The 20,599-nt window shown below is 68.1% G+C and carries 16 protein-coding genes and 1 tRNA gene; 11 read left to right on the top strand and 6 right to left on the bottom strand.

What is annotated here, in order from left to right:
* The first annotated feature begins 103 nt into the window (after nucleotides 1-103).
* The 4 genes from egtA to egtD are packed head-to-tail and all read left to right on the top strand — an operon-like array spanning nucleotide 104 to nucleotide 4,463.
* Complete coding sequence (gene egtA, locus OG921_RS20375; protein WP_266114349.1) at nucleotides 104-1,366, top strand: ergothioneine biosynthesis glutamate--cysteine ligase EgtA; 1,263 nt, start codon at nucleotides 104-106, stop codon at nucleotides 1,364-1,366.
* On the top strand, nucleotides 1,363-2,727 hold the full coding sequence (egtB, locus tag OG921_RS20370; protein ID WP_266114348.1) for an ergothioneine biosynthesis protein EgtB: 1,365 nt from the start codon (nucleotides 1,363-1,365) through the stop codon (nucleotides 2,725-2,727). Before egtA ends, egtB begins: the two co-directional genes overlap by 4 nt.
* A 3-nt stretch (nucleotides 2,728-2,730) precedes the next feature.
* Complete coding sequence (egtC, locus tag OG921_RS20365; protein WP_266114347.1) at nucleotides 2,731-3,483, top strand: ergothioneine biosynthesis protein EgtC; 753 nt, start codon at nucleotides 2,731-2,733, stop codon at nucleotides 3,481-3,483.
* The gene (egtD, locus tag OG921_RS20360; RefSeq protein WP_266114346.1) at nucleotides 3,480-4,463 is read left to right on the top strand and encodes an L-histidine N(alpha)-methyltransferase; all 984 of its coding nucleotides are present in this window, start codon (nucleotides 3,480-3,482) and stop codon (nucleotides 4,461-4,463) included. The genes egtC and egtD overlap by 4 nt, the downstream gene beginning before the upstream one ends.
* Before the next feature lie 20 nt (nucleotides 4,464-4,483).
* Here the strand turns inward: egtD and OG921_RS20355 are convergent, their stop codons facing one another.
* The 4 genes from OG921_RS20355 to OG921_RS20340 all read right to left on the bottom strand — a co-directional run bounded on the left by OG921_RS20355 (nucleotide 4,484) and on the right by OG921_RS20340 (nucleotide 7,766).
* Nucleotides 4,484-5,110: a DUF2461 domain-containing protein gene (locus tag OG921_RS20355; RefSeq protein ID WP_266114345.1), complete on the bottom strand. Its 627-nt coding sequence runs from the start codon at nucleotides 5,108-5,110 to the stop codon at nucleotides 4,484-4,486.
* Nucleotides 5,111-5,127: 17 nt separating this feature from the next.
* Nucleotides 5,128-6,108 (bottom strand): ribose-phosphate diphosphokinase, encoded by a 981-nt coding sequence (locus OG921_RS20350; protein WP_266114344.1) that lies wholly within the window; start codon nucleotides 6,106-6,108, stop codon nucleotides 5,128-5,130.
* Nucleotides 6,105-7,616, bottom strand: a complete 1,512-nt coding sequence (gene glmU, locus OG921_RS20345; RefSeq protein WP_266114343.1) for a bifunctional UDP-N-acetylglucosamine diphosphorylase/glucosamine-1-phosphate N-acetyltransferase GlmU — start codon at nucleotides 7,614-7,616, stop codon at nucleotides 6,105-6,107. The genes OG921_RS20350 and glmU overlap by 4 nt, the downstream gene beginning before the upstream one ends.
* Nucleotides 7,617-7,695: 79 nt before the next feature.
* Nucleotides 7,696-7,766, bottom strand: a tRNA-Gln gene (locus OG921_RS20340).
* 291 nt (nucleotides 7,767-8,057) lie between these two features.
* Between OG921_RS20340 and OG921_RS20335 the strand changes: the two genes are divergently transcribed.
* From OG921_RS20335 to OG921_RS20320, 4 genes are all read left to right on the top strand, one after another.
* Complete coding sequence (locus tag OG921_RS20335) at nucleotides 8,058-8,702, top strand: TetR/AcrR family transcriptional regulator (protein WP_266114342.1); 645 nt, start codon at nucleotides 8,058-8,060, stop codon at nucleotides 8,700-8,702.
* Nucleotides 8,703-8,741: 39 nt separating this feature from the next.
* The gene (locus tag OG921_RS20330; RefSeq protein WP_266114341.1) at nucleotides 8,742-9,380 is read left to right on the top strand and encodes a TetR/AcrR family transcriptional regulator; all 639 of its coding nucleotides are present in this window, start codon (nucleotides 8,742-8,744) and stop codon (nucleotides 9,378-9,380) included.
* A gap of 176 nt (nucleotides 9,381-9,556) precedes the next feature.
* Nucleotides 9,557-13,207, top strand: coding sequence for a transcription-repair coupling factor (mfd, locus tag OG921_RS20325; RefSeq protein ID WP_266114340.1), 3,651 nt, complete (start codon nucleotides 9,557-9,559; stop codon nucleotides 13,205-13,207).
* 38 nt (nucleotides 13,208-13,245) lie between these two features.
* Nucleotides 13,246-13,887, top strand: coding sequence for a MazG family protein (locus OG921_RS20320; protein WP_266114534.1), 642 nt, complete (start codon nucleotides 13,246-13,248; stop codon nucleotides 13,885-13,887).
* 40 nt (nucleotides 13,888-13,927) lie between these two features.
* Here OG921_RS20320 and OG921_RS20315 read toward each other — a convergent pair whose 3' ends face one another.
* Together OG921_RS20315 and OG921_RS20310 are read right to left on the bottom strand one after the other, a co-directional pair.
* Nucleotides 13,928-14,104 carry a GrpB family protein gene (locus OG921_RS20315; RefSeq protein WP_266114339.1) on the bottom strand — a complete coding sequence of 59 codons (177 nt, stop codon included), beginning with the start codon at nucleotides 14,102-14,104 and terminating at the stop codon, nucleotides 13,928-13,930.
* Nucleotides 14,101-14,418, bottom strand: coding sequence for a GrpB family protein (locus tag OG921_RS20310; RefSeq protein WP_266114338.1), 318 nt, complete (start codon nucleotides 14,416-14,418; stop codon nucleotides 14,101-14,103). The genes OG921_RS20315 and OG921_RS20310 overlap by 4 nt, the downstream gene beginning before the upstream one ends.
* Before the next feature lie 101 nt (nucleotides 14,419-14,519).
* Between OG921_RS20310 and OG921_RS20305 the strand changes: the two genes are divergently transcribed.
* The 3 genes from OG921_RS20305 to OG921_RS20295 all read left to right on the top strand — a co-directional run bounded on the left by OG921_RS20305 (nucleotide 14,520) and on the right by OG921_RS20295 (nucleotide 20,598).
* Nucleotides 14,520-18,344, top strand: coding sequence for a hypothetical protein (locus OG921_RS20305; RefSeq protein ID WP_266114337.1), 3,825 nt, complete (start codon nucleotides 14,520-14,522; stop codon nucleotides 18,342-18,344).
* Between the two features lie 525 nt (nucleotides 18,345-18,869).
* Nucleotides 18,870-19,364, top strand: a complete 495-nt coding sequence (locus OG921_RS20300) for a hypothetical protein (protein ID WP_266114336.1) — start codon at nucleotides 18,870-18,872, stop codon at nucleotides 19,362-19,364.
* A 118-nt stretch (nucleotides 19,365-19,482) separates the two neighbouring features.
* Nucleotides 19,483-20,598: a DUF2235 domain-containing protein gene (locus tag OG921_RS20295; protein WP_266114335.1), complete on the top strand. Its 1,116-nt coding sequence runs from the start codon at nucleotides 19,483-19,485 to the stop codon at nucleotides 20,596-20,598.
* Nucleotide 20,599: the final 1 nt, after the last annotated feature.

Raw genomic sequence — 20,599 nt, 5'->3', positions numbered from 1 at the left:
GGGAGGTGAACGGATGATGCGCGCGAGTCGTTTTCGATTTAGTGTCGGACCCACCGGTTAGGGTTCCGCGATGTTGGCAGTCCGCCTCGGATCGGAGGTCACGATGGCAACTAAAATGCCGGCCGGCACGCTCTCGACGCGCGCCGCCGCCGAAGCGTTTGTCGGTGGAGTGTGCTTCAAGCTGGGCCCGCCTGCACTGATCGGGGCCGAGCTCGAATGGCTCACGACGGTCGACGACGGCGACTGTCCGACGTCGCAGTCCCCACCGGCACACGTTCAACGTCCGGATCTGACGATCCTCGCCGCGGCCCTCGGGCCGTACGCGCCGACATCCATCTCCCCGTCCAGCCCCGCCCGTCCGCTACCGAACGGTGGTCTTGTCACCGTCGAGCCGGGTGGCCAGCTCGAAATCTCCAGCAGTCCCGCCGCCTCGGTCGACGAACTCTGCGGCCGGCTCCGCGCCGACGAACAATTCCTGCGCACACTGCTGCGGCCCCACTCCATCGGTCTCGTTTCCGCCGCCGCCGACGAGTATCGACCCGCCCAACGCCTGCTGCAGCTGCCGCGCTACTGCGCGATGGAGAACCGCTTCCTCCAGATCGGGCCGTTCGGCAAGCTGATGATGTGCAACACCGCCGCGACGCAGGTGAGCGTCGACGCGGGCGTGGATCTCGCCGAAGCCGGCGCGCGTTGGCGGACACTCGACGCGATCGGGCCGGCATTGCTCGCGGCGTTCGCGTGTTCCCCCGTGCTGCACGGCATTCCGCCCGGATCGTGGGCATCCCAGCGAATGCGGACCTGGCTGCACCTCGATCGGGGCCGGACCGCGCCACCCATCGACGCGCTCGATCCGGCCGGGGCGTATGTCCGCTGGGCGGTCACCGCGCCGCTGTTGTGCATCCGGCGTGACGGCAGCACGGACTGGACGCCACCGCGGGACGCAACGTTCGCCGATTGGCTGGCCGGTCACCTCGACGACCTTGTCGATCGCCGCCCCGACTGGGCCGACCTCGACTACCACCTGACCACGCTTTTCCCGCCGGTACGCGCCACCGGGCACCTCGAGGTGCGCTATATCGACGCGCAACCCGGCAATACCTGGACGGTGCCGATCCACGCGATCGCGGCGCTGACGTCCGGGCCGAAGCCGCTCGCCGAGGCCGCCGCGATCGCCGCAGCCACGGCGTCGCGCTGGGTCGACGCCGCCCGCAGCGGGCTTGCCGATTCGGAGATCCGCACCGCCGCAGTGGATCTGCTTCGCCTCGCCGAAGCGCACGCCCCGACCCTGGAGGCGGCGGCGCAGCTGAGCAGGGCGGCGCGGCGCTGCCGAAATGGACGAAACCCGATCGAGGAGGCCGCCGCGTGAGCGTCGAGCACAGCACCGCATCCCCGACGACCGAGGAGTTGCGCGGACGAATCGCGCAGGTGCTCGGCCGCAGCAGGGAACGCACCGCCGGGCTCACCGATTGCATGGACGAGGCAGACCTGGTGGCGCAGCATTCGCGGCTGATGAGCCCGCTGGTCTGGGATCTCGCGCATATCGGGAACCAGGAGGAACTGTGGCTGGTCCGCGACGTCGGTGGGCGCGAGCCGGTGCGGCACGACATCGACGATCTATACGACGCATTCAAACATCCGCGCCCGGATCGGCCGGCGCTCCCGCTGCTCGACCCGGCCGAGGCGCGGGGTTATGTCGGCGCCGTCCGCGACAAGGTACTCGATGTGCTCGACCGCAGCGCGCTCGCCGGGCGTCCGCTCGAGCGGGACGGGTTTGCCTTCGGGATGATCGCCCAGCACGAACAGCAGCACGACGAGACGATGCTCGCCACTCACCAATTGCGCAGCGGCCGAGCGGTTCTCGACGCCCCACCCCCGCCCGCGGCGCCGCCGGGTGGGCCCGTCGCCGATGAAGTGATCGTGCCGGGCGGCGATTTCGTGATGGGCACCTCCACCGAGCCTTGGGCGCTGGACAACGAACGTCCCGCGCACCGAGTGTCCGTGCCCGCCTTCGCGATCGGTGCCGCTCCGATCACCAACGAGCAGTACCTGGCGTTCCTCGCCGACGACGGCTATCACCGCCCCGAGTTGTGGACCGAGCGGGGCTGGCAGCACCGCGTCGAGGCCGACCTGACGGCGCCGCAGTTCTGGGAGCGCGACACCGACGGGAACTGGTGGCGCAGGGTCTTCGGTGCGATGCGTCCGGTGGCGCCGCGGCAACCGGTCGTGCACGTGTGCTGGTTCGAGGCGGACGCGTTCGCGCGCTGGGCGGGCCGGCGGCTCCCGACCGAGGCGGAGTGGGAGAAGGCGGCGCGCTTCGACCCCAGCACCGGGCGTTCGCGCCGCTACCCGTGGGGTGACGGCGACCCGACACCCGAGCGCGCGAATCTCGGTCAGCGCCACCTGGAACCGGCGGAGGTCGGTGCCTACCCGGCCGGCGTCACCCCGATGGGTGTGCACCAGCTGATCGGTGATGTGTGGGAGTGGACGGCGTCAGGGTTCGAGCCCTATCCCGGTTTCACCGCGTTCCCGTATCGCGAGTACTCGGAGGTGTTCTTCGGCGGCGACTACCGGGTGCTGCGCGGTGGATCGTTCGGCACCGACTCGGTCGCGTGTCGCGGCACGTTCCGCAACTGGGACCATCCGATCCGGCGGCAGATCTTCGCCGGCTTCCGGCTGGCGCGCGACCTGACCCCCGCTGAGAACTCGGCGGGCGTGGGGGCGCGGTAGCGCATGTGCAGGCATCTCGGATACCTGGGCCCGGCGGTCCCGGTCGGCGAACCTGTCGTCCGCGGGGCGCACTCGCTGCGCGTACAGGCATGGGCACCAAGGGAAATGCGCGGCGGCGGTACAATCAACGCCGACGGATTCGGTATTGCCTGGTGGCAAGCCGGTGCAACCAGCCCGACGCGGTATCGCAATCCGACGCCGATCTGGAGCGACCCGGCCGTCGAGGAGGTACTCGGCCAGATCGCCGCGCCGGCGGTGCTCGCCGCGGTGCGTTCGGCGACGCCGGGCATGCCGGTGGATCGCGCCAGTTGCGCGCCGTTCGTGCACGAGCAGTGGGCTTTCAGCCACAACGGCATGGTGCCGGACTGGCGGTCGACCCTTGCCGCGGTTGCGGCCGAATGCGGGGTGCCCAACCTTCTCGACGTGGAGGCCACGACCGACTCGGCGGCGCTGTGGCTGGTGCTGCGCACCGTGCTCGGGGTGCACAAGCCCGAGGTGGCGTTGCTAGAGGTGAGCGCGCGGATCCTCGATCGGCAGCCCGCGGCACGGCTCAACCTGCTGCTCGGCGACGGCGAAACAATTTGGGCGACAACGTGTTATCACGCGCTTTCGGTCCTCGTGACCGATCGTGAAGTCATCGTGGCCTCCGAGCCCTACGACGACGACCCGGGCTGGACCGGTGTTCCGGACCGGCATCTGGTCATCGCCCGCCCCGGCGATGTCCGTATCGAACCCTTCGCGAAGCAGGAGTCATGACCGCGCCCACGCTGGAAATCCATCTCTCCGAAGACATGATGACCGAGGCGTTGCGCCACGACGCCCGCGTCGGGCTGACCGCGGACCCGAAATGGCTGCCGCCCAAATGGTTCTACGATGCTCGGGGCAGCGAACTGTTCGGGCAGATCACCACGCTGCCGGAGTACTACCCGACGCGCACCGAGCGCGCCCTGCTCACCGCCGTCGCCGGCGAGATCGCCGAGGCCGCGGCGCCGGAGATGCTCGTCGAGCTCGGCTCCGGCTCGGCGGAGAAGACGGTGCTGCTGCTCGACGCCTTCGTCGCGCATGGGGGGCTGGATTCCTATGTTCCGCAGGATGTCTCGCCGAGTGCGCTGGAGGAGGCCGCGGCGCAGATCAACGACCGCTTCCCGAATGTGACGGTGCACGGGGTGGTCTCCGACTTCACCGGCACCCTGCACCACCTGCCGCGGCCGAAGGGCAGGGACGGCAAGCGGATGATCGCCTTCCTCGGCGGCACGATCGGCAACATGGTGCCCGACGAGCGCGCGGAGTTCCTGACCGGCGTGCGTGAGGTGCTCGATCCGGGCGAGCACCTACTGCTCGGCGCGGGACTCGTCGTCGATCCGGCGGTGCTCGTACCTGCCTACGACGACGCGGCCGGGGTGACCGCGGAATTCAACCGTAACGTGCTGCGCGTGCTCAACGCCCGCCTCGACGCCGACTTCGAGCCCGAAGCGTTCCGGCACGTCGCGATCTGGGATCCGGAGCAGGAGTGGATCGAGATGCGGCTCGAGGCGAGCCGGGATATGCGGGTCGTGGTGCGTGGGCTCGACCTGACCGTCGACTTCGCCGCGGGTGAGCAGTTGCGCACCGAGATCTCGGCGAAGTTCCGAATCGCCGGGCTCGAAGGGGAACTGGCCCATGCCGGTTTCGCCATCACCCGGCATTGGACCGATCCGGACGAGCGGTTCGCGCTGGTGCTCGCCACCGCGAAGTAGTCGGACTCGAGCCGGGTTGCTCAGCCGACGGCCTCGTGCAGCCACTGCACGAGTGGGCGAAGTGCGCGCCAGGACGCGCGCACCTCATCGAGTGCCTGCGGTGTCTCGAGCCAGTCCGGACAGCCGACGTTGATTCTCGCGGTGAGCGATTTGTGCCGCAGCAGTTCGATACGCGGGTGGTCGGCGTCGTAGCCGCGCGGCACCGTCTTGAGCCGCTCGCCACCGATCTCGAAGCCCGCCTTGCGTAGCTTGGCCAGGATCCGCTCGAGCTTCTTGCCACGGTCCTCGCGGTCGACCGCCGCGCGGTAGCGGCCGATCTGCTCGGTCGACCCGTGGTAGCACCCGCCGGCCAGGACCAGCCCGGACGCGTCGACCTGGATGTAGTAGCCGGTGCTCGGCGCGACCGCGGCGAAAGCGCCCTGCGCGGTCTTGTACGGCGTCTTGTCCTTCGAGAACCGCACATCGCGATAGGGCCGGAACACCTTGGCGGCGCCGAACTCCGACTCGAGTTCCGCGGCGAGTGCGGTGATCGGCTCGCGCACGGAATGGTCGTAGACGTCCTTGTGCGCGGTCCACCACGCCTTGCTGTTGTCCGCTTCGAGGTCCTCGTAGAAATCGAGTGCGGCGACGGGTATCCCGGTGAACACGCGGCCCAACCTCGGGCCTACGCGCTGCCGTTGAACAGGCTCGTCACCGAGCCGTTCTCGAATACCTCGCGGATCGTGCGCGCCAGCAGCGGGGCGATGGAGAGCACGGTCAGCTGCGCGAACTTCTTGCTCTCGTCGATCGGCAGCGTATTGGTGACGATGACTTCCTTGGCGCCGCTGGCGGCGAGCCGCTCCGCGGCCGGGTCGCTCAGCACGCCGTGCGTCGCCGCGATCACCACGTCGCCCGCGCCGGCCTCCTTGAGCACCCGGACGGCGCCGGCGATGGTGCCGCCGGTGTCGATCATGTCGTCGATCAGGATGCAGGTCCTGCCCTCGACCTCACCGACGACGCGGTTGGACTTCACCTGGTTGGGCACGAGCGGGTCGCGGGTCTTGTGGATGAACGCCAGCGGCGCGCCGTCGAGCGCGTCGGCCCACTTCTCCGCCACCCGGACGCGGCCCGAGTCGGGGGAGACGACGGTGACGTGCTCCATGCCGTAGCCGTTGCGCACGTGCTGGGCGAGCTGTCCCTGGGCGTGCATGTGGTCGACGGGGCCGTCGAAGAAGCCCTGGATCTGGTCGGTGTGCAGGTCGACGGTGATGATCCGGTCCGCGCCCGCGGTCTTGAGCAGGTCGGCGACCAGGCGGGCCGAGATCGGCTCGCGGCCGCGGTGTTTCTTGTCCTGGCGGGCGTAGGGGTAGAAGGGCAGGACCGCCGTGATGCGCTTGGCCGATCCGCGCTTGAGCGCGTCGATCATGATCAGCTGTTCCATCAGCCAGGTGTTCAGCGGCGCCGGGTGGCTCTGCAGCACGAACGCGTCACAGCCGCGCACGGACTCCTCGAAGCGCACGAAGATCTCGCCGTTGGCGAAGTCGCGGGCGATCTGCGGGGTGACCTGGACGTCGAGTTCCTTCGCGACCTGATCGGCCAACTCCGGGTGGCCGCGCCCGGAGAACAGCATCAGGTTCTTCGAGTTGTCGACTGAGAACACGCTCACTGGTTTTCGCCATCCTTTTGTCGCTTGTCGATCCCGGCGGTGCCGAGCGTCTCGTGCGGCTGTTCGTTTTCGGCCCGAGCCCGGGCTGCTGCCCGGGCGGACTCCGTATCGGCCCGGTTCCGCTCCACCCAACCCTCAATATTGCGTTGTGATCCACCCGACACGGCGAGCGCCCCCGGGGGAACATTATTCCGCAGCACCGTACCGGCGCCGGTATATGCGCCATCACCGACTTCGAGCGGCGCGACGAACATGGTGTCGCTGCCCGTTCGGACGTGCGAGCCGACAACGGTGCGGCTCTTCTGGACGCCGTCGTAGTTGACGAACACGCTCGAGGCGCCAATGTTGCTGTGCTCGCCGATCGTCGCGTCGCCGACGTAGGTCAGGTGCGGCACCTTGCTGTGCGCGCCGATCTGGGCGTTCTTCGTTTCGACGAAGGCGCCGAGCTTGCCCGACTCGCCGAGTTCGCTGTCCGGGCGCAGATAGCTGAACGGGCCGACCGTGGCCCCCGCCCCGATGACCGAGCGGGTGGCGTGGCTGCGGACGACGCTCGCGCCCGCACCCACGGTGACATCGACCAGTGTCGTGTCCGGACCGATCTCCGCGTCCTCGTCGATCACGGTCGCGCCGAGCAGTTGCACGCCCGGGCGCAGCACGGTGTCCCGGCCGATCTGCACCGCCGCGTCCACCCAGGTGCTCGCGGGATCGATGACGGTCACGCCGGCGCGCATGTGCCGCTCCAGAATGACGGTGTTCATCGCCCTGGCGACCTCGGCGAGCTGCACGCGGTCGTTCACGCCGGTGACGCGGGTCGGGTCGGCGAGCAACGCGCCGTACACCGCGCGACCGCCGTCGCGAGCGAGCTTCACCACGTCGGTCAGGTAGAGCTCGCGCTGCGCGTTGTGGGTTCCCAAGCGCGCCACCGCGGCCCGCAGCAGGGTCGCGTCGAAGATATAGACACCGGAGTTGACCTCGGTGATCGCCGACTGCTCCGGGGTCGCGTCCGCGTGCTCGACAATCTCGGCGACCTGATTCTCGTCGGACCGGATGATCCGGCCGTAGCCGTTCGGGTCGGCGGGCTTGAACGTCAGCAGGGTCGCGCCGGGCCGCTCCGGATAGCTGCGATGCTCCTCGACGAGGGCTTCGAGGGTATGTCCGTCCAGCAGGGGCACGTCGGCGGAGGTGACCAGCACGTCGCCGGTGAAGTCGGTGGGCAGCACAGCGAGCGCGCAGCGCACGGCATGGCCGGTGCCGAGTTGCTGTTCCTGGACCGCGAGATCGATCTTGCGACGGAGTTCGCCGGACACTTCCGCGACTGCCGTCGACACCTTCTCCCGGTCGTGACCCACCACCGTGATCAGGTGCTCGGGGTGTACGTCGTTCGCCGCGTGCAGTGCGTGGGCGAGCATCGACCGTCCGGCCAGGGGATGCAGAACCTTGGGGGTCTTCGACCGCATTCGAGTCCCCGCTCCGGCGGCGAGAACGACGACCGCGGTGCGCTGTCGCATTGAGCTCCCTCTAGCGTCGGTATTTCGGTCGATCCGCTCGGTCCGGCACTGAATCCACCGATCAGCGCCGGGCTCTGCGCTCCGCCGCCAGGACTCGAACCTGAACTATCTGAACCAAAATCAGAGGTGCTGCCATTACACTACGGCGGATTGCCGCACCGACGGGCGCGCACTCCTGTAGAGCAGTCCCGCCGCTGCGCCACGATCCTTGCACGCCGACGGCGCGCGCGTCGAACCGCTCGCCGATTTTGCGCTCCGGTGTCGCTAGGGTGATCTTCAGGTGATCGATGCGTCACGTCACTGACGAGAACGGCGGTACGACCGCGTCGGACACAGCGATGACAACCGAGGGGGACGGGGACATGGCTGCGGATCGGTTCAGCGCTGAGTCTGTGGTCGGATCCGGGTATCCGGGTCGAAGCCGGACGCGGAGGTAGCGCCATGTCGGACCCCGAACACGCCGGCAGCGGCGAGCGCGCACCGCGGGTGCGGATGACCGGAACCCAGCGGCGTCAGCAGTTGATCGAGGTTGCGCGCGCGCTGTTCGCCGAGCGCGGTTACGACGCCGCCTCGATCGAGGAGATCGCTCAACGCGCGCATGTCTCCAAGCCCGTCGTCTACGAGCATTTCGGCGGTAAGGAAGGGCTGTACGCGGTCGTCGTGGACCGCGAGATGTCCACCCTGAACGAGATGATCACGTCCTCGTTGTCGCAGAACCGCTCACGGGTCCGCGTCGAGCGGGTCGCGCTCGCGTTGCTCACCTACGTCGAGGAACGCACCGACGGGTTCCGCATCCTGGTTCGCGACCAGCGGGTGACGGCAGCCGAGGGCACCTATTCGAGCCTGTTGAACGAGGCGATCGGCCAGGTCGGCTACATCCTCGCCGGCGACTTCGCCCGTCGCGGCCTCGATCCGGCGCTCGCACAGCTCTACGCGCAGGCCCTCGTCGGCATGGTTTCCACCACCGCCACCTGGTGGCTCGACGAGCGCAACCCGCCCAAGGAGGTCGTCGCGGCACACCTGGTCAACCTCTGTTGGAATGGACTGACGAACCTCGAGCCGAACCCCCAACTGGGCGATGAATGACGGTGCACTATCGGACCATGACCCGTGCAGGTGATGCGCGTGGCTAGGCAGGCGCGCGCGGAGATCACCCGCGACGCGGTGCTCACCGGCGCCGCGGAGGTATTCCTGCGCCTCGGCTACGCCAACGCGAGCCTGAACGAGATCATGGCCCAGGCCAACGTCACCAAGGGTGCGCTGTACTTCCACTTCGGGTCGAAAGAGGAGCTCGCCCGCGCGGTCGTCGACCTCGGGATCGAGCGGCTTGCCGCATCCAGGGACCGCCTCGCCGACAACGCCCCCGCGCTGGAGGTCTGTATCTCGTACAGCTATCTGGTCGCGGATCTGGCGTTGCGCGACCGGATGGTGGCGTCGATGCTGGCGCTCAACCATCAGATCGGCGACTACCGCGGCACCAGCAACCAGAACATGCTCGCAGTCTTCATCCACGAACACACCCTGTTGGTCAAACGGGCGATCGAGGAGGGCGACGTGCTCCCGGATCTCGACCCGGACTCGGCGGCCCGGTTGATGCAGGAGCTCACCGCCGGTGTGCACGTGATCGCGCTCGGCACCGGTGAGCTCGAGCAGATGCCCGCCCGGATGGAACGGATGTGGTTCCATCTGCTTCCCTCGCTCGTCCCGGAGAGCAAGCTCGGTTACTTCCGCGAGTACGCGGCGCGCCGGGCCCGGCGGTACTGACCGGTCGGACCGGACACCCCCCCTCGATCGACTGAACGGAACCGTTCAGTCGATCAGATCGACTGAACGGTTCCGTTCAGTCGAAGCGGGGCGTGGATTCGAGCCGGCCCGTGCGCCCATATCATGGAGGGGCCACCCACCGATCTGTCCACACATCGGGCACCAGGAGTTTGCCGTTGCCTTCCACTAGCCCGCCGCTGGCGGGGCTGGCCGCCGTCGCTTGCGCGGACACCGCCCTCACCCGGGTTGCCGAGCTGACCGGCCGGGCCGGCGTCGAACTCGTCGGCCCGTCGTCCGTCCGAACCTTCGTCGCCTCCGCGATCGCCGCGCGGGACTTCCTGCTACTGGTCACCGCGACCGGGCGCGAGGCCGACGACCTCACCGCCGAACTCACCGAGACGATCGGCGACGCGGTCGCGCAGTTCCCGTCCTGGGAGACGCTGCCGCACGAGCGGCTCTCGCCGGGCGCGGACACCATTGGGCGCCGGCTCGAGGTGCTGCGCAGGCTCGCCCGGCCGACCGACCCGGATTACGGCGCACCGCTGCGGGTCGTGGTCACGACGATCCGCTCGATGATGCAGCCGATGGCACCGCGCCTGGGGGAGATCGAGCCGGTGACGCTGCGCGTCGGTGCCGAACTCGACTTCGACAAGCTGATCGAGCGGCTCGTCGAGTTCGCCTACACCCGTGTCGACATGGTCGGCAAACGCGGCGAGTTCGCGGTACGCGGCGGCATCCTCGACGTGTTCTCGCCGACCGCGGACCATCCGGTCCGGGTGGAGTTCTGGGGCGACGAGATCACCGAGCTGCGCGCGTTCTCGGTGGCGGATCAGCGCTCGCTGACCGACGTCGGGATCGACTTGGTGATCGCGCCGCCGTGCCGCGAACTGCTGCTCACCGAAGCGATCCGGGACCGCGCCGGACAACTCGCCGCCGATAATCAGTCCGACGCCGCGCTGGTGGAGTTGCTCGACAAGCTCGCCTCGGGCATCCCGGTCGAGGGCATGGAAGCCCTGCTGCCTGTGCTGATGCCGGGCAAGCTGCAGTTGCTCACCGAAACGCTGCCGGACGGCGCGCACGTGCTGATCTGCGATCCGGAAAAGGTGCGTGCCCGGGCCGGGGACCTGGTCCGGACCGGGCAGGAGTTTCTGGAAGCGTCGTGGACGGCGGCGTCGGTGGGCGGCACCGCGCCGATCGATACGGCGAACCTGCGTGACGGCAACGGTGCCCGCCTGTCGATCGACCTCGGTGCATCGGCGTACCGGCAGCTCGGCGAGATCGAGGCGAGTGCCCGTGACCGGCACCTGCCGTGGTGGACGATCAGCCCGCTGGCCTCCGGTGCGGAGTCCGAGATCGAACTCGAGGTCGCACCCGCACCGGAGGCTCGCGGCTCGGATGAGGAATTGGCCACGACGTTCGCGCTGCTGCGTGGCCACGCCGGCACCGGGGGCCGGGCGGCCATCGTGGTCGCCGGACACGGCACCGCGGAACGCGTCCTGGAACGGCTGCACGAGGCCGACGTGCCGAGCGCATTGCTCGCCCCGGGTGCCGAGCCGCAGCAGGGGATCATCGGGGTGCTCTGCGGCACACTGGGTTCGGGCTTCGTTCTCGCCGATGCCGGCCTCGTGGTCATCACCGAATCCGACCTGACCGGGCACCGGGCGACCGCGGTCGGCGACGGAAAACGCCTGCCCGCGAAACGCCGCAACCAGGTCGATCCGTTGGCGCTCAACGCCGGTGACATGGTGGTGCACGATCAGCACGGCATCGGCCGGTTCGTCGAGATGACCGAACGCACCGTCGGCGGCGCCCGGCGCGAGTACCTCGTCATCGAGTACGCGTCGAGCAAACGCGGTCAGCCCGGTGACCGGTTGTTCGTGCCGATGGACGCGCTCGATCAGCTCTCCCGCTACGTCGGCGGCGAGATGCCGAGCCTGTCGAAACTTGGCGGCTCGGACTGGGCGAATACGAAACGCAAGGCGCGCAAGGCAGTTCGTGAGATCGCGGGCGAGTTGGTGCAGCTCTACGCCGCCCGGCACGCCGCACCGGGCCATGCCTTCGCCCCGGATACGCCGTGGCAGAAGGAGATGGAGGACGCGTTCGCGTTCACCGAGACCGTGGATCAGATGACCGCGATCTCCGAGGTGAAGTCGGACATGGAGCGGCCGGTCCCGATGGACCGGGTGGTGTGCGGTGATGTCGGCTACGGCAAGACCGAGATCGCGGTCCGCGCGGCGTTCAAAGCCGTGCAGGACGGCAAGCAGGTAGCCGTGCTCGTGCCGACAACGCTTCTCGCGCAACAGCATCTGCAGACCTTCACCGAGCGGATGGCGGCATTCCCGGTCACGGTGAAGGGACTGTCCCGGTTCACCGATACCCGCGCGTCCCGCGAAATTCTCGACGGACTCGCCGAGGGCACCGTGGACGTGGTGGTCGGCACGCACCGACTGTTGCAGACGGGGGTGCGCTGGAAGGATCTCGGGCTGGTCGTGGTCGACGAGGAGCAGCGCTTCGGCGTCGAGCACAAGGAACACATCAAGGCGATGCGCACGCACGTCGACGTGCTCACCATGTCCGCCACGCCGATTCCGCGCACGCTCGAGATGAGCCTGGCCGGGATCCGCGAGATGTCGACCATTCTCACGCCGCCGGAGGAGCGTCACCCGGTGCTCACCTATGTGGGTGTTTACAACGACAAACAGGTCGGCGCCGCGATTCGCCGCGAGTTGCTACGCGACGGCCAGGTGTTCTACGTGCACAACCGGGTGAGCTCGATCGACAAGGCCGCCAACCGAATAAAGGAACTCGTGCCGGAGGCGCGGGTGGTGGTCGCGCACGGGCAGATGAACGAGGACAACCTCGAGCGGACCGTGCAGGGTTTCTGGGAGCGCGAGTACGACGTGCTGGTGTGTACCACGATCATCGAGACCGGACTGGACATTTCGAACGCGAACACGCTCATTGTGGAACGGGCTGATGCACTTGGCCTTTCGCAGCTGCATCAGCTGCGCGGCCGGGTCGGGCGCAGCCGCGAACGCGGGTACGCCTACTTCCTCTACCCGGCCGAGAAGCCGCTGACCGAGACCGCCTACGACCGGCTCGCCACGATCTCGCAGAACTCCGACCTCGGCGCGGGTATGGCGGTGGCGATGAAGGACCTCGAAATTCGTGGTGCGGGAAACGTTCTCGGCGCCGAACAGTCCGGGCACGTGGCCGGCGTCGGGTTCGACCTGTACGTGCGGCTGGTAGGTGAGGCGGTCGAGGCCTACCGGGCGGCGGCGGACGGTAAACCGATAGAGGCCGCGGAGGAGACCAGGGAGGTGCGGATCGACCTGCCGGTGGACGCGCACATTCCGCCGGATTACGTGACGAGCGACCGGCTGCGGCTCGAGGCCTACCGAAAGCTCGCCGCCGCAGGCGAGGACGCTGCGATCATGTCGGTCGTCGAGGAGCTCCTCGACCGGTACGGCAGCCTGCCGGTCGAGGTAGGCAGGCTGATCTCGGTGGCGAAGCTGCGTTTGCTGTGCCGCGAATACGGCGTCGACGAGGTCGGCGTGAGCGGATCGCAGCTGAAGTTCGCGCCGCTGCAACTCACCGATTCCAAGCAGGTCCGGCTCAAGCGGCTCTACCCGTCGGCGGCCTACCGGGCCACCACCGGTGTGGTGCAGTTGCCGATCCCGCGGTCCGGCGGTATCGGCTCGGACCGGCTGCGCGATGCGGCGCTGCTGCAGTACGTCGCCGATTTCCTGCTCGCGCTGGACGGCAAAGCGCCCGGCGCGGTGAGCCTTTCGGTGGCCGAGGTCACGGGCGCAGGTGCGGCCACGTGACCGACCAGGGGGAGGGCCTGGTCGAGGCGGTCGAGCTGATGGACCGGCTGTGGCGCCTCGGCGGCTGGGAAGTGACGCAGACGCACGATTCGCTGCGGCCCTATCTGCTCGAGGAGACCTACGAGCTGCTCGACGCGATCGGTTCGGCGGATCCGGAGGCGATCAAGGAGGAACTAGGCGACCTGTTGCTGCAGGTGCTGTTCCACGCTCGGATCGCGCAGGACTCGGATCGGCCGTTCACGGTCGACGACGTGGCCGCCACGCTGGTCGCGAAGTTGGTGCACCGCAGCCCACATCTTGGCGACGATCTGACCGGCCCGATCGACATCGCCGCGCAGGAACGGGCGTGGGAACAGCGCAAGGCCGCGGAGAAGGCGCGCCGATCCTGCCTGGACGGCATCGCCATGGACCTGCCGGCGCTCGCGCTCGCCGAGAAGGTGCTCGGCCGTAGCGCGACCGCGGGTCTGCCCGACGATCTGGTGCCCGACGAGTTGCGAGTCGTGCGCATCGGCGGCCCGGGTAGCGCCGAGCAGCAGCTGCGTACCGCGGTGCTGTCTTTCGCGCAGCGGGTGCGTGCCGCCGAGGATCATGCGGAAAGCGTTCGGGGTGAACGAAAGTCGCTCGATGCTGGGGTCTGGCGGGCGTGCTGGCCGACCGAACTGCGAGCGGGCAGAAAGTGATTGGTTGCCGCCATCGTCCAGGCTCGCGCCGGACGTGTACCTATCCGAGCAGGTGACGTCGTTCCCAATCGCTGCCGACAGTGCACACGTGGACGTGCACATCCAGCTCGGACGTCCGGACCATTCGATGCCCCGGTTCGCGCACCCGCAGCTGGTAACCCGCGTCGAGCAGTGGGCCGAGATACGCCCGCTCGTCCTCGACGTCCGGCACGCTCATTCGATGTCGACTATTGGCTTCGCGGCCAGATCGGGTACGGAGGTCGATCCGATGTGATCGATGCGGCAGGCGGTATCACCGAGCGCCTCGGCGATACGTATGCGCTCACGGTTGAACCGCTCCGGCCAGGTCGGGTCATAGTCCACAATGTGGATGTCACGCTTATCGATGCCACCGACCAATTCCGTCCGCTCATCCACGTAGCCATCCTCGCGGCTGCGTGAGGTCGTCGCCAAGATTGCCGCGACCAATGGATCGGTGCGGGCAAGTGTGAGATCCACGATTGTGGTGCAGTTCTGTGAGGTGTCCGACATGTGGTCTGCGCCATCGTGCAAGCCCGCGCCGGACGGGTATCCGTAGCGTCGATTGTGGAGCGCCGCCCGGTCATGCGGTGCCGGGACGAGAGTTGAGGACGTTGAGCTCCCCCTTACGTGCCGAGCTGGCATACCGGCTCGGCGTCCTCTATTCCGATGCCGGGTCCCCACCGCTGAAGGCGGTCAGTGCTCGGGCCACCCGGGAGTTGCGGGCCCGGAACCCGCGTGGTCGTGAGGTCAGTGCCCAGCGCATCTCGGACTGGCGAGGTGGGCGCAGCGTGCCCGCGAAGTTCGACGGATTGGCTGCGGTCCTGAGCGTTCTCGTCCCGGCCGCAGGGCGCAACCGCCCGGAACCCACGCTGCCGGGGCTCTATTCGATGCCGGCGTGGCGCAAGCTGTGGTCGAGAGCGCAGCAGGAACGCGCCTGCGCCGAACCTGCCGGGCCTGCGGTCTGTCCTTACCCCGGTCTGGCCGCGCTCACCATCGACGATGCGGAGTGCTTCGCGGGTCGGGACAGCCAGACCGAAACGATGCTGGCCAGGTTCAACAGTGGACTCGGAAGCGGCGAGTTGCTCGTCCTCGTCGGCGATTCGGGCGTGGGCAAATCATCGATGCTGCAGGCGGGGTTCGCGGCGCGGCTCAGCGACGACATCGACGTGCTGCTGGTGACGCCGGCGGCAGTCGAGGCCGATGAGATCGCGTCGTGGACGCACGACCGCGCATCCGAGTCGCGGCCGTTCGTGTTGGCTGTCGACCAACTCGAGGAGCTGTTCCTGGCTCCGTTCGACGACGACTACGCCGAGCGGTACCTCGCGGTCGTCGCTGGCATGACCTCCGTCGGCCCGGTCGAACCCGGCCGCTGCGCGGGTGTGGTCGTTGCGCTGCGGGCCGACTTCTACACCCAAGCGGCACGGCATCCGGCGCTGGCAACCGCGCTCGAGAGCAATCAGATGCTGCTGGGGCCACCGACGGCCGCCGAACTGACAGCGGCGATCGTCGAACCGGCGAAGAAGATGGGTCTGACCGTCGGTGACGGCCTCGTGGAGCTGATGCTCGCCGATCTCGGCGTCCGCAGCACCGGTACGCGCGGGGTGATCCCGGCCGGAACGTTTCCGCTCCTCGCGCACGCCCTGCGCAGCACCTGGCAGGCCCGCGACGGCAATGTGCTGAGCGTCGGCGCATACGAGCAGGCCGGCGGCGTCCGGGGTGCGATCGCCACCAGCGCCGAGCGGCAGTGGGAGTCGTTCGGCCCGCAGGAGCGCGACATTGCCCGCACCGTCCTGCTGGAGTTGGTCATCCCCGTGCCGGACGGTTCCGCGGTCGGGCGCCACGTCGATCGTGACGCGCTGGTCCGGCGTTGTCCCGATCGGGCGTCGGCCGACGCCGTGCTGAACGCGCTGGCCGAGGCCCGGATCATCACCCAGGATGCACACGGGACGTCGCTGGCGCACGACGCGGTGATCGGCGCGTGGCCGCGCCTCGCCGTCTGGGTCGAGGACGACCGTGAGGACGCGATCACCCGCCATCGAATCCAGACCGACGTCGAGGAGTGGACCGCGTCCGGTCGGGACCGTGCGCTGCTCTACCAGGGCACCCGCCTTGCGGTCGCGAGCGATCTGCGCGCCCGCACCCCCGGCGCCCTCTCGCCGTTGGGTGTCGAGTTCATCGCCGCTGGGGAAGAGGTCCGCAGGCGCCAGAGCACGGTGAAGCGCGTTCTCGTGCTGGTGCTGGTCCTCGCGGCAGTCGCGACCTCGGTGCTGGCGGTCGTGTCGATGCGCCAAAGCCAACGTGCCGAGCGCGCACGCGCCGACGCCGAGCACGCGGCGCTGATTTCCGCGGCCAGGTACGACCAATCCGTGAACCCGACCGAGTCCGCCCGCCTCGCGCTCGCCGCCGAATCCGAACGTCCGGATGATCCGCAGGCGCGCGGGCTGGTGCTCGCGTCGCAGTCCGCGCCGCTCGCCGCAACGGTGCCGGCGCACCGAGGTGCCGTCTACGGGACCGCCCAATCCTCGAGTGGGCAGTCGTCGACGGGGCTCGTCGCTTCGGGTGGCTACGACAACACGGTTCGCCTCTGGCGCCGCGACGACGCTGCGGGACTCGTGCCGCTCGGGGTACCGCTGGACACCGAGTCGTGGGTCGCCTCGGTCGCGTTCTCGCCCGATGGGAACACGCTCTTCGCCACCGGCGGCTCGGGCCGCGTCCAGCGCTGGGACGTTTCCGACGCAAATCACCCGGTCCGCGGCCCGGACATCGAGCTCGGCGGCCGGGGCGCGGTCTACTCGCTCGCGACACGCGCCGACGGCCGCTGGATCGCGACCGCGGGTGACGACCACCTGGTTCGCTTGCACGACCTGGTGACCGGCATGACCCGCGTCCTGACGGGTCACGACGGCGCCGTCCGCACGGTGGCGTTCAGCCCCGACGGGAACACCCTGGTGAGCGGCAGCGATGACCGCACCGCCAGGGTGTGGGACGTCGCGGATCCGAACGCGGCGAGGCAGCTCGGTGCACCGCTGACCGGTCAGTCGCTGACCGTCCACTCGGCCGCGTTCAGCCCGGACGGGGCAACGCTGGCCACCGGTAGCGACGACCAGACCTTCCGGTTGTGGTCGATGCGCGACCGAGACAACGTCGTCGCACTCGGCCCGGCAATCGATGCGCACGCGGCGGCACTGTGGTCGCTGAGCTTCGCGTCGGACGGCAAGACGCTGGCCACGGCGGCGTGGGATGGCGCGGTCAAGTTGTGGAACGTCGCGGATCCCCGCACTCCGGTTCAGTTGGGACAGCGGATGACCGGCAGCCGCGGCGGCCTCACGACGGTGTCCTTCCTCGACGATCACCGGGTACTCACCGGCGGACAGGCCGGCAACCTGCAGGTCTGGTCCCTGTCGCCGGCAGTGGTCACCAGCCACACGAGACGTGTGCAGGCGCCGAGCTTCGATGCGTCCGGCGACCTGATGGCGACCGGATCGTGGGACGGGCAGGTGCTGCTCTGGCGGACCGGTGGTCCGGCGCCGGAACCAGTTTCGTCGGTCACCCCGCTCGCCGACGATCTTCGCGTCGAGAACGTTGCCCTCGCGCCGGATGGCCGAACGCTGGCGGTGACGTTTCTGGAATCCGGCGATGTACAGCTGTTCGACACCACCGTGCCCGCCGCGCCCCGGTTCCTCACGAGCGTGGTCATCCCCGGCTCCAGGTACGCACACGAGATCGTGTTTTCACCGGACTCCAGGTTGTTGGCCACTGCTGCCGACGACAGCAGCGTCCAGTTGTGGGACCTCGCCGACCGCGCGCATCCCGTTGCCCGCCCCGAACCACTCACCGGGCCCGCTGGATGGGTGAACGCCGTGGCGTTCAGCCCCGACGGATCGCGCCTGTACGCGGCAGCGGCCGATCGCAGGCTGCACCGGTGGGATCTCACCGGGGGTTCGCCGACTTCGGCAGTGGTCGCCGAGCAGGGTGGACCGGTCAACTCCCTGTCGATCAGCGCCGACGGCACACTGCTTGCCGCAGGCGGCGACGACCAGATCGTCCGCATCATGCGGATCTCGGGCGACGACGTCGAGGAGGTGTCCGAGTTGCATGGGCACTCGAGCACCGTGCGCTCGGTGAGCTTCGATCCGACGTCCCGGTTGCTCGCCACGGGCGCGGACGATCAGACCGTTCGGCTCTGGGCGTTGGATGATCCGTCCGCGCCGAGCGCGCTCGGCGAGACGCTCGTCCCGCTCGGAGTCGTCCGCTGGCGGGTCGCGTTCAGCCCGACGGGTGCACTCGGCGGTGGCGGCGAGAACGGTGTCCTCGGCTGGTGGACGACCGATGTCGACGCGGCGGCGGATCGGGTGTGCGTCGCGAGTCACGGCACCGAGCTCGAGGGCGATTTGGCGCAGTGGAGCGACGAGGCTGCCGCGGGCTGCGCCACCTGATCGGTGTCACCCCCTGACAGCTGATGCAGCGGAAAGCCCGCATGGTGGATTGCGACCACCATGCGGGCTTTCTGTTCGGATCGCTCAGCCGAGCGAGATGGCGATCGAGAACAGGTCGCTGATCGAGAGCAGGTCGCCGCCGATGGCGTAGAAGTCGTTGAAGAACTGGGTGAGTCCGGACAACATGTGAGTGTTCCTCTCGGGTTTTCTGCGGTTGTGCGCCGTGTTCGGCACCGGAACCACAGTCGCACCCGGTGGTGACCTCGCGCCTGTCCGATTGTCGGTTTATCGCAGGTCAGATGGTGTAAATGAGCCTTCCGGTCCGGACGGAACCGGGCAGGTGAACCTGCTCGGCCGAGTCCGCGAGCATGCTCGCATGCGAATTCTTCGGCGTTGGTACCCGCGGTCGGAATCGAGTAGCGCACTACTCGCGCCGTCGGCGATATACCGGCTTACGGTTCGGTTACGCACAGCCGGGCCCATGCCCTCCCCGTCCCGGCACAGGCTGAAAGGGGGCGATGGGAAATGACGGCAATCGATGACCACCGTGTCGCGGGCCTGCCATTCCCGAACTCCGTCTTGGCAACGATTGTTGAGGTTCTGTCGACCCGCGGCCCGGCGATCCTTGGCGGCCTCGCGGGTTTGACGGCGGCGGTATTCGGCTTGGCGACGAGTTTCGAGTGGGTGGCGTGGTCACCCGCACAGCACACGGTTGTCGCTACCGAGGCAGCCACATTCTGGGCTCTCGTAGCGGCCGTGACTGCGCACTACCGCCCCGGCACGAAGAAGCAGCCGGTCGCAGTCGCGGGCACAGTGACCGCCTTCGCGTCGACGACACTGTCCTTGGGCATCGGCTTCAGTTGGTGGCAGGTGAACGAAGCCCAGAACGCGTCGCTCGTCAGTCTGGTAGTTGCCTCGGTCGCCGTCGTGTCCGCGCTGATCGCACGGTCCGGCGTGACAGCAGAACTCTCGCCGGGTCAACCTGACAGTCCTAGTGGTGAACCCGGAATGTCGATCTAGCTTTGTCACTCGAGTACTGCAACACCCTCCGACCAATCGAACGGCAAGGAGTCGCGCACTCATGACCACTCCCAACGGATCCGCGAACGGGTCGTCCGTCGGACCGTCCACGAACACCGTGAAATCGAAGAACATCGTGTTGTGCTTCGACGGCACCGACAACCAGATCAAGGCCCATGGCAACACGAACGTCGTGAAGATCTTTCGCGCCCTGGAGAACCAGGATGGCGAACAGCTCATGTATTACGACCCCGGCGTGGGCACGTTCTCGTCGCCGAAGGCGTGGTCGCCGATGGGGCGGTGGGCCTCCAAAATGCTCGGCAAGGCCTTCGGGTTGGGCGTGAAAACCAATCTCGCCGAGGCCTATACGTTCCTGATGAACAACTGGGAACCGGGCGACAGGATCTTCATCTTCGGATTCAGCCGCGGCGCCTTCAATGCCCGGGCGCTCGCAGGACTGCTGGACGCGATCGGTATTCCGCGTCGGTCCTCGGAAAACCTGGTGCAGTACGCGATCGATCTCTACGCGCGCCCGGACGACGATTGGAAGAACAAATTGGCCGATGCCAGCGAGTTTCGCAGCACGATCTGCCGTGCGGCGCACCTGGGCACCACCGGAGATCCGATGTATTCCGTCCCTGTCGAATACATCGGTCTCTGGGACACCGTCAACGCACCCGGGGTCTTCCGACGTGAACTGAGCTTTCCGAAGTCCAACAGTCTCGACAGTGTTCTCGCAGGTAGGCACGCGGTTTCCATCGACGAAAAGCGCCGACCCTTCAAGGTGAGCCTTGTCACCAACCCGCATATCGAGGAAGCCTGGTTCGCCGGTGTTCACTCCGATGTCGGTGGTGGATTCGAAGCGAAGGGACTCGGCGACATTTCACTGATGTGGGTGCTGCAAGGCGCTGTGAATGCGGGAATCATATTGCGGCGGACGGTAAGTCTTCGCCAACTGCCCGAAGTGGAGGCGACGTTTGCCGTGGCTGAGATTCACCAGAACGACAAGGTATGGGCGCTGGCCATCAACACGCCTCGCCACCCCGGACCGTCGGCGAAGGTGCATGCCTCCGTGGGTGCGCGGCGGGAATCCGATAAATATCGCGACTACGGCAAGAATGTCGTGAACACGGCCTATATCGCCGACGACTGGACAGACTCCGCGTGGGCGCGGGTGGATGGGCCCGATTCTCCAAACGTGCAGATCGCCGATACCGGCAGCAACCCACGTTGAT

Origin of the sequence: Aldersonia sp. NBC_00410 (assembly GCF_026342035.1) — a bacterium.
Lineage (GTDB): Bacteria > Actinomycetota > Actinomycetes > Mycobacteriales > Mycobacteriaceae > Aldersonia.
The sequence above is the reverse complement of the archived record's forward strand: the minus strand, read 5'-3'. Positions and strand labels throughout refer to the sequence as shown.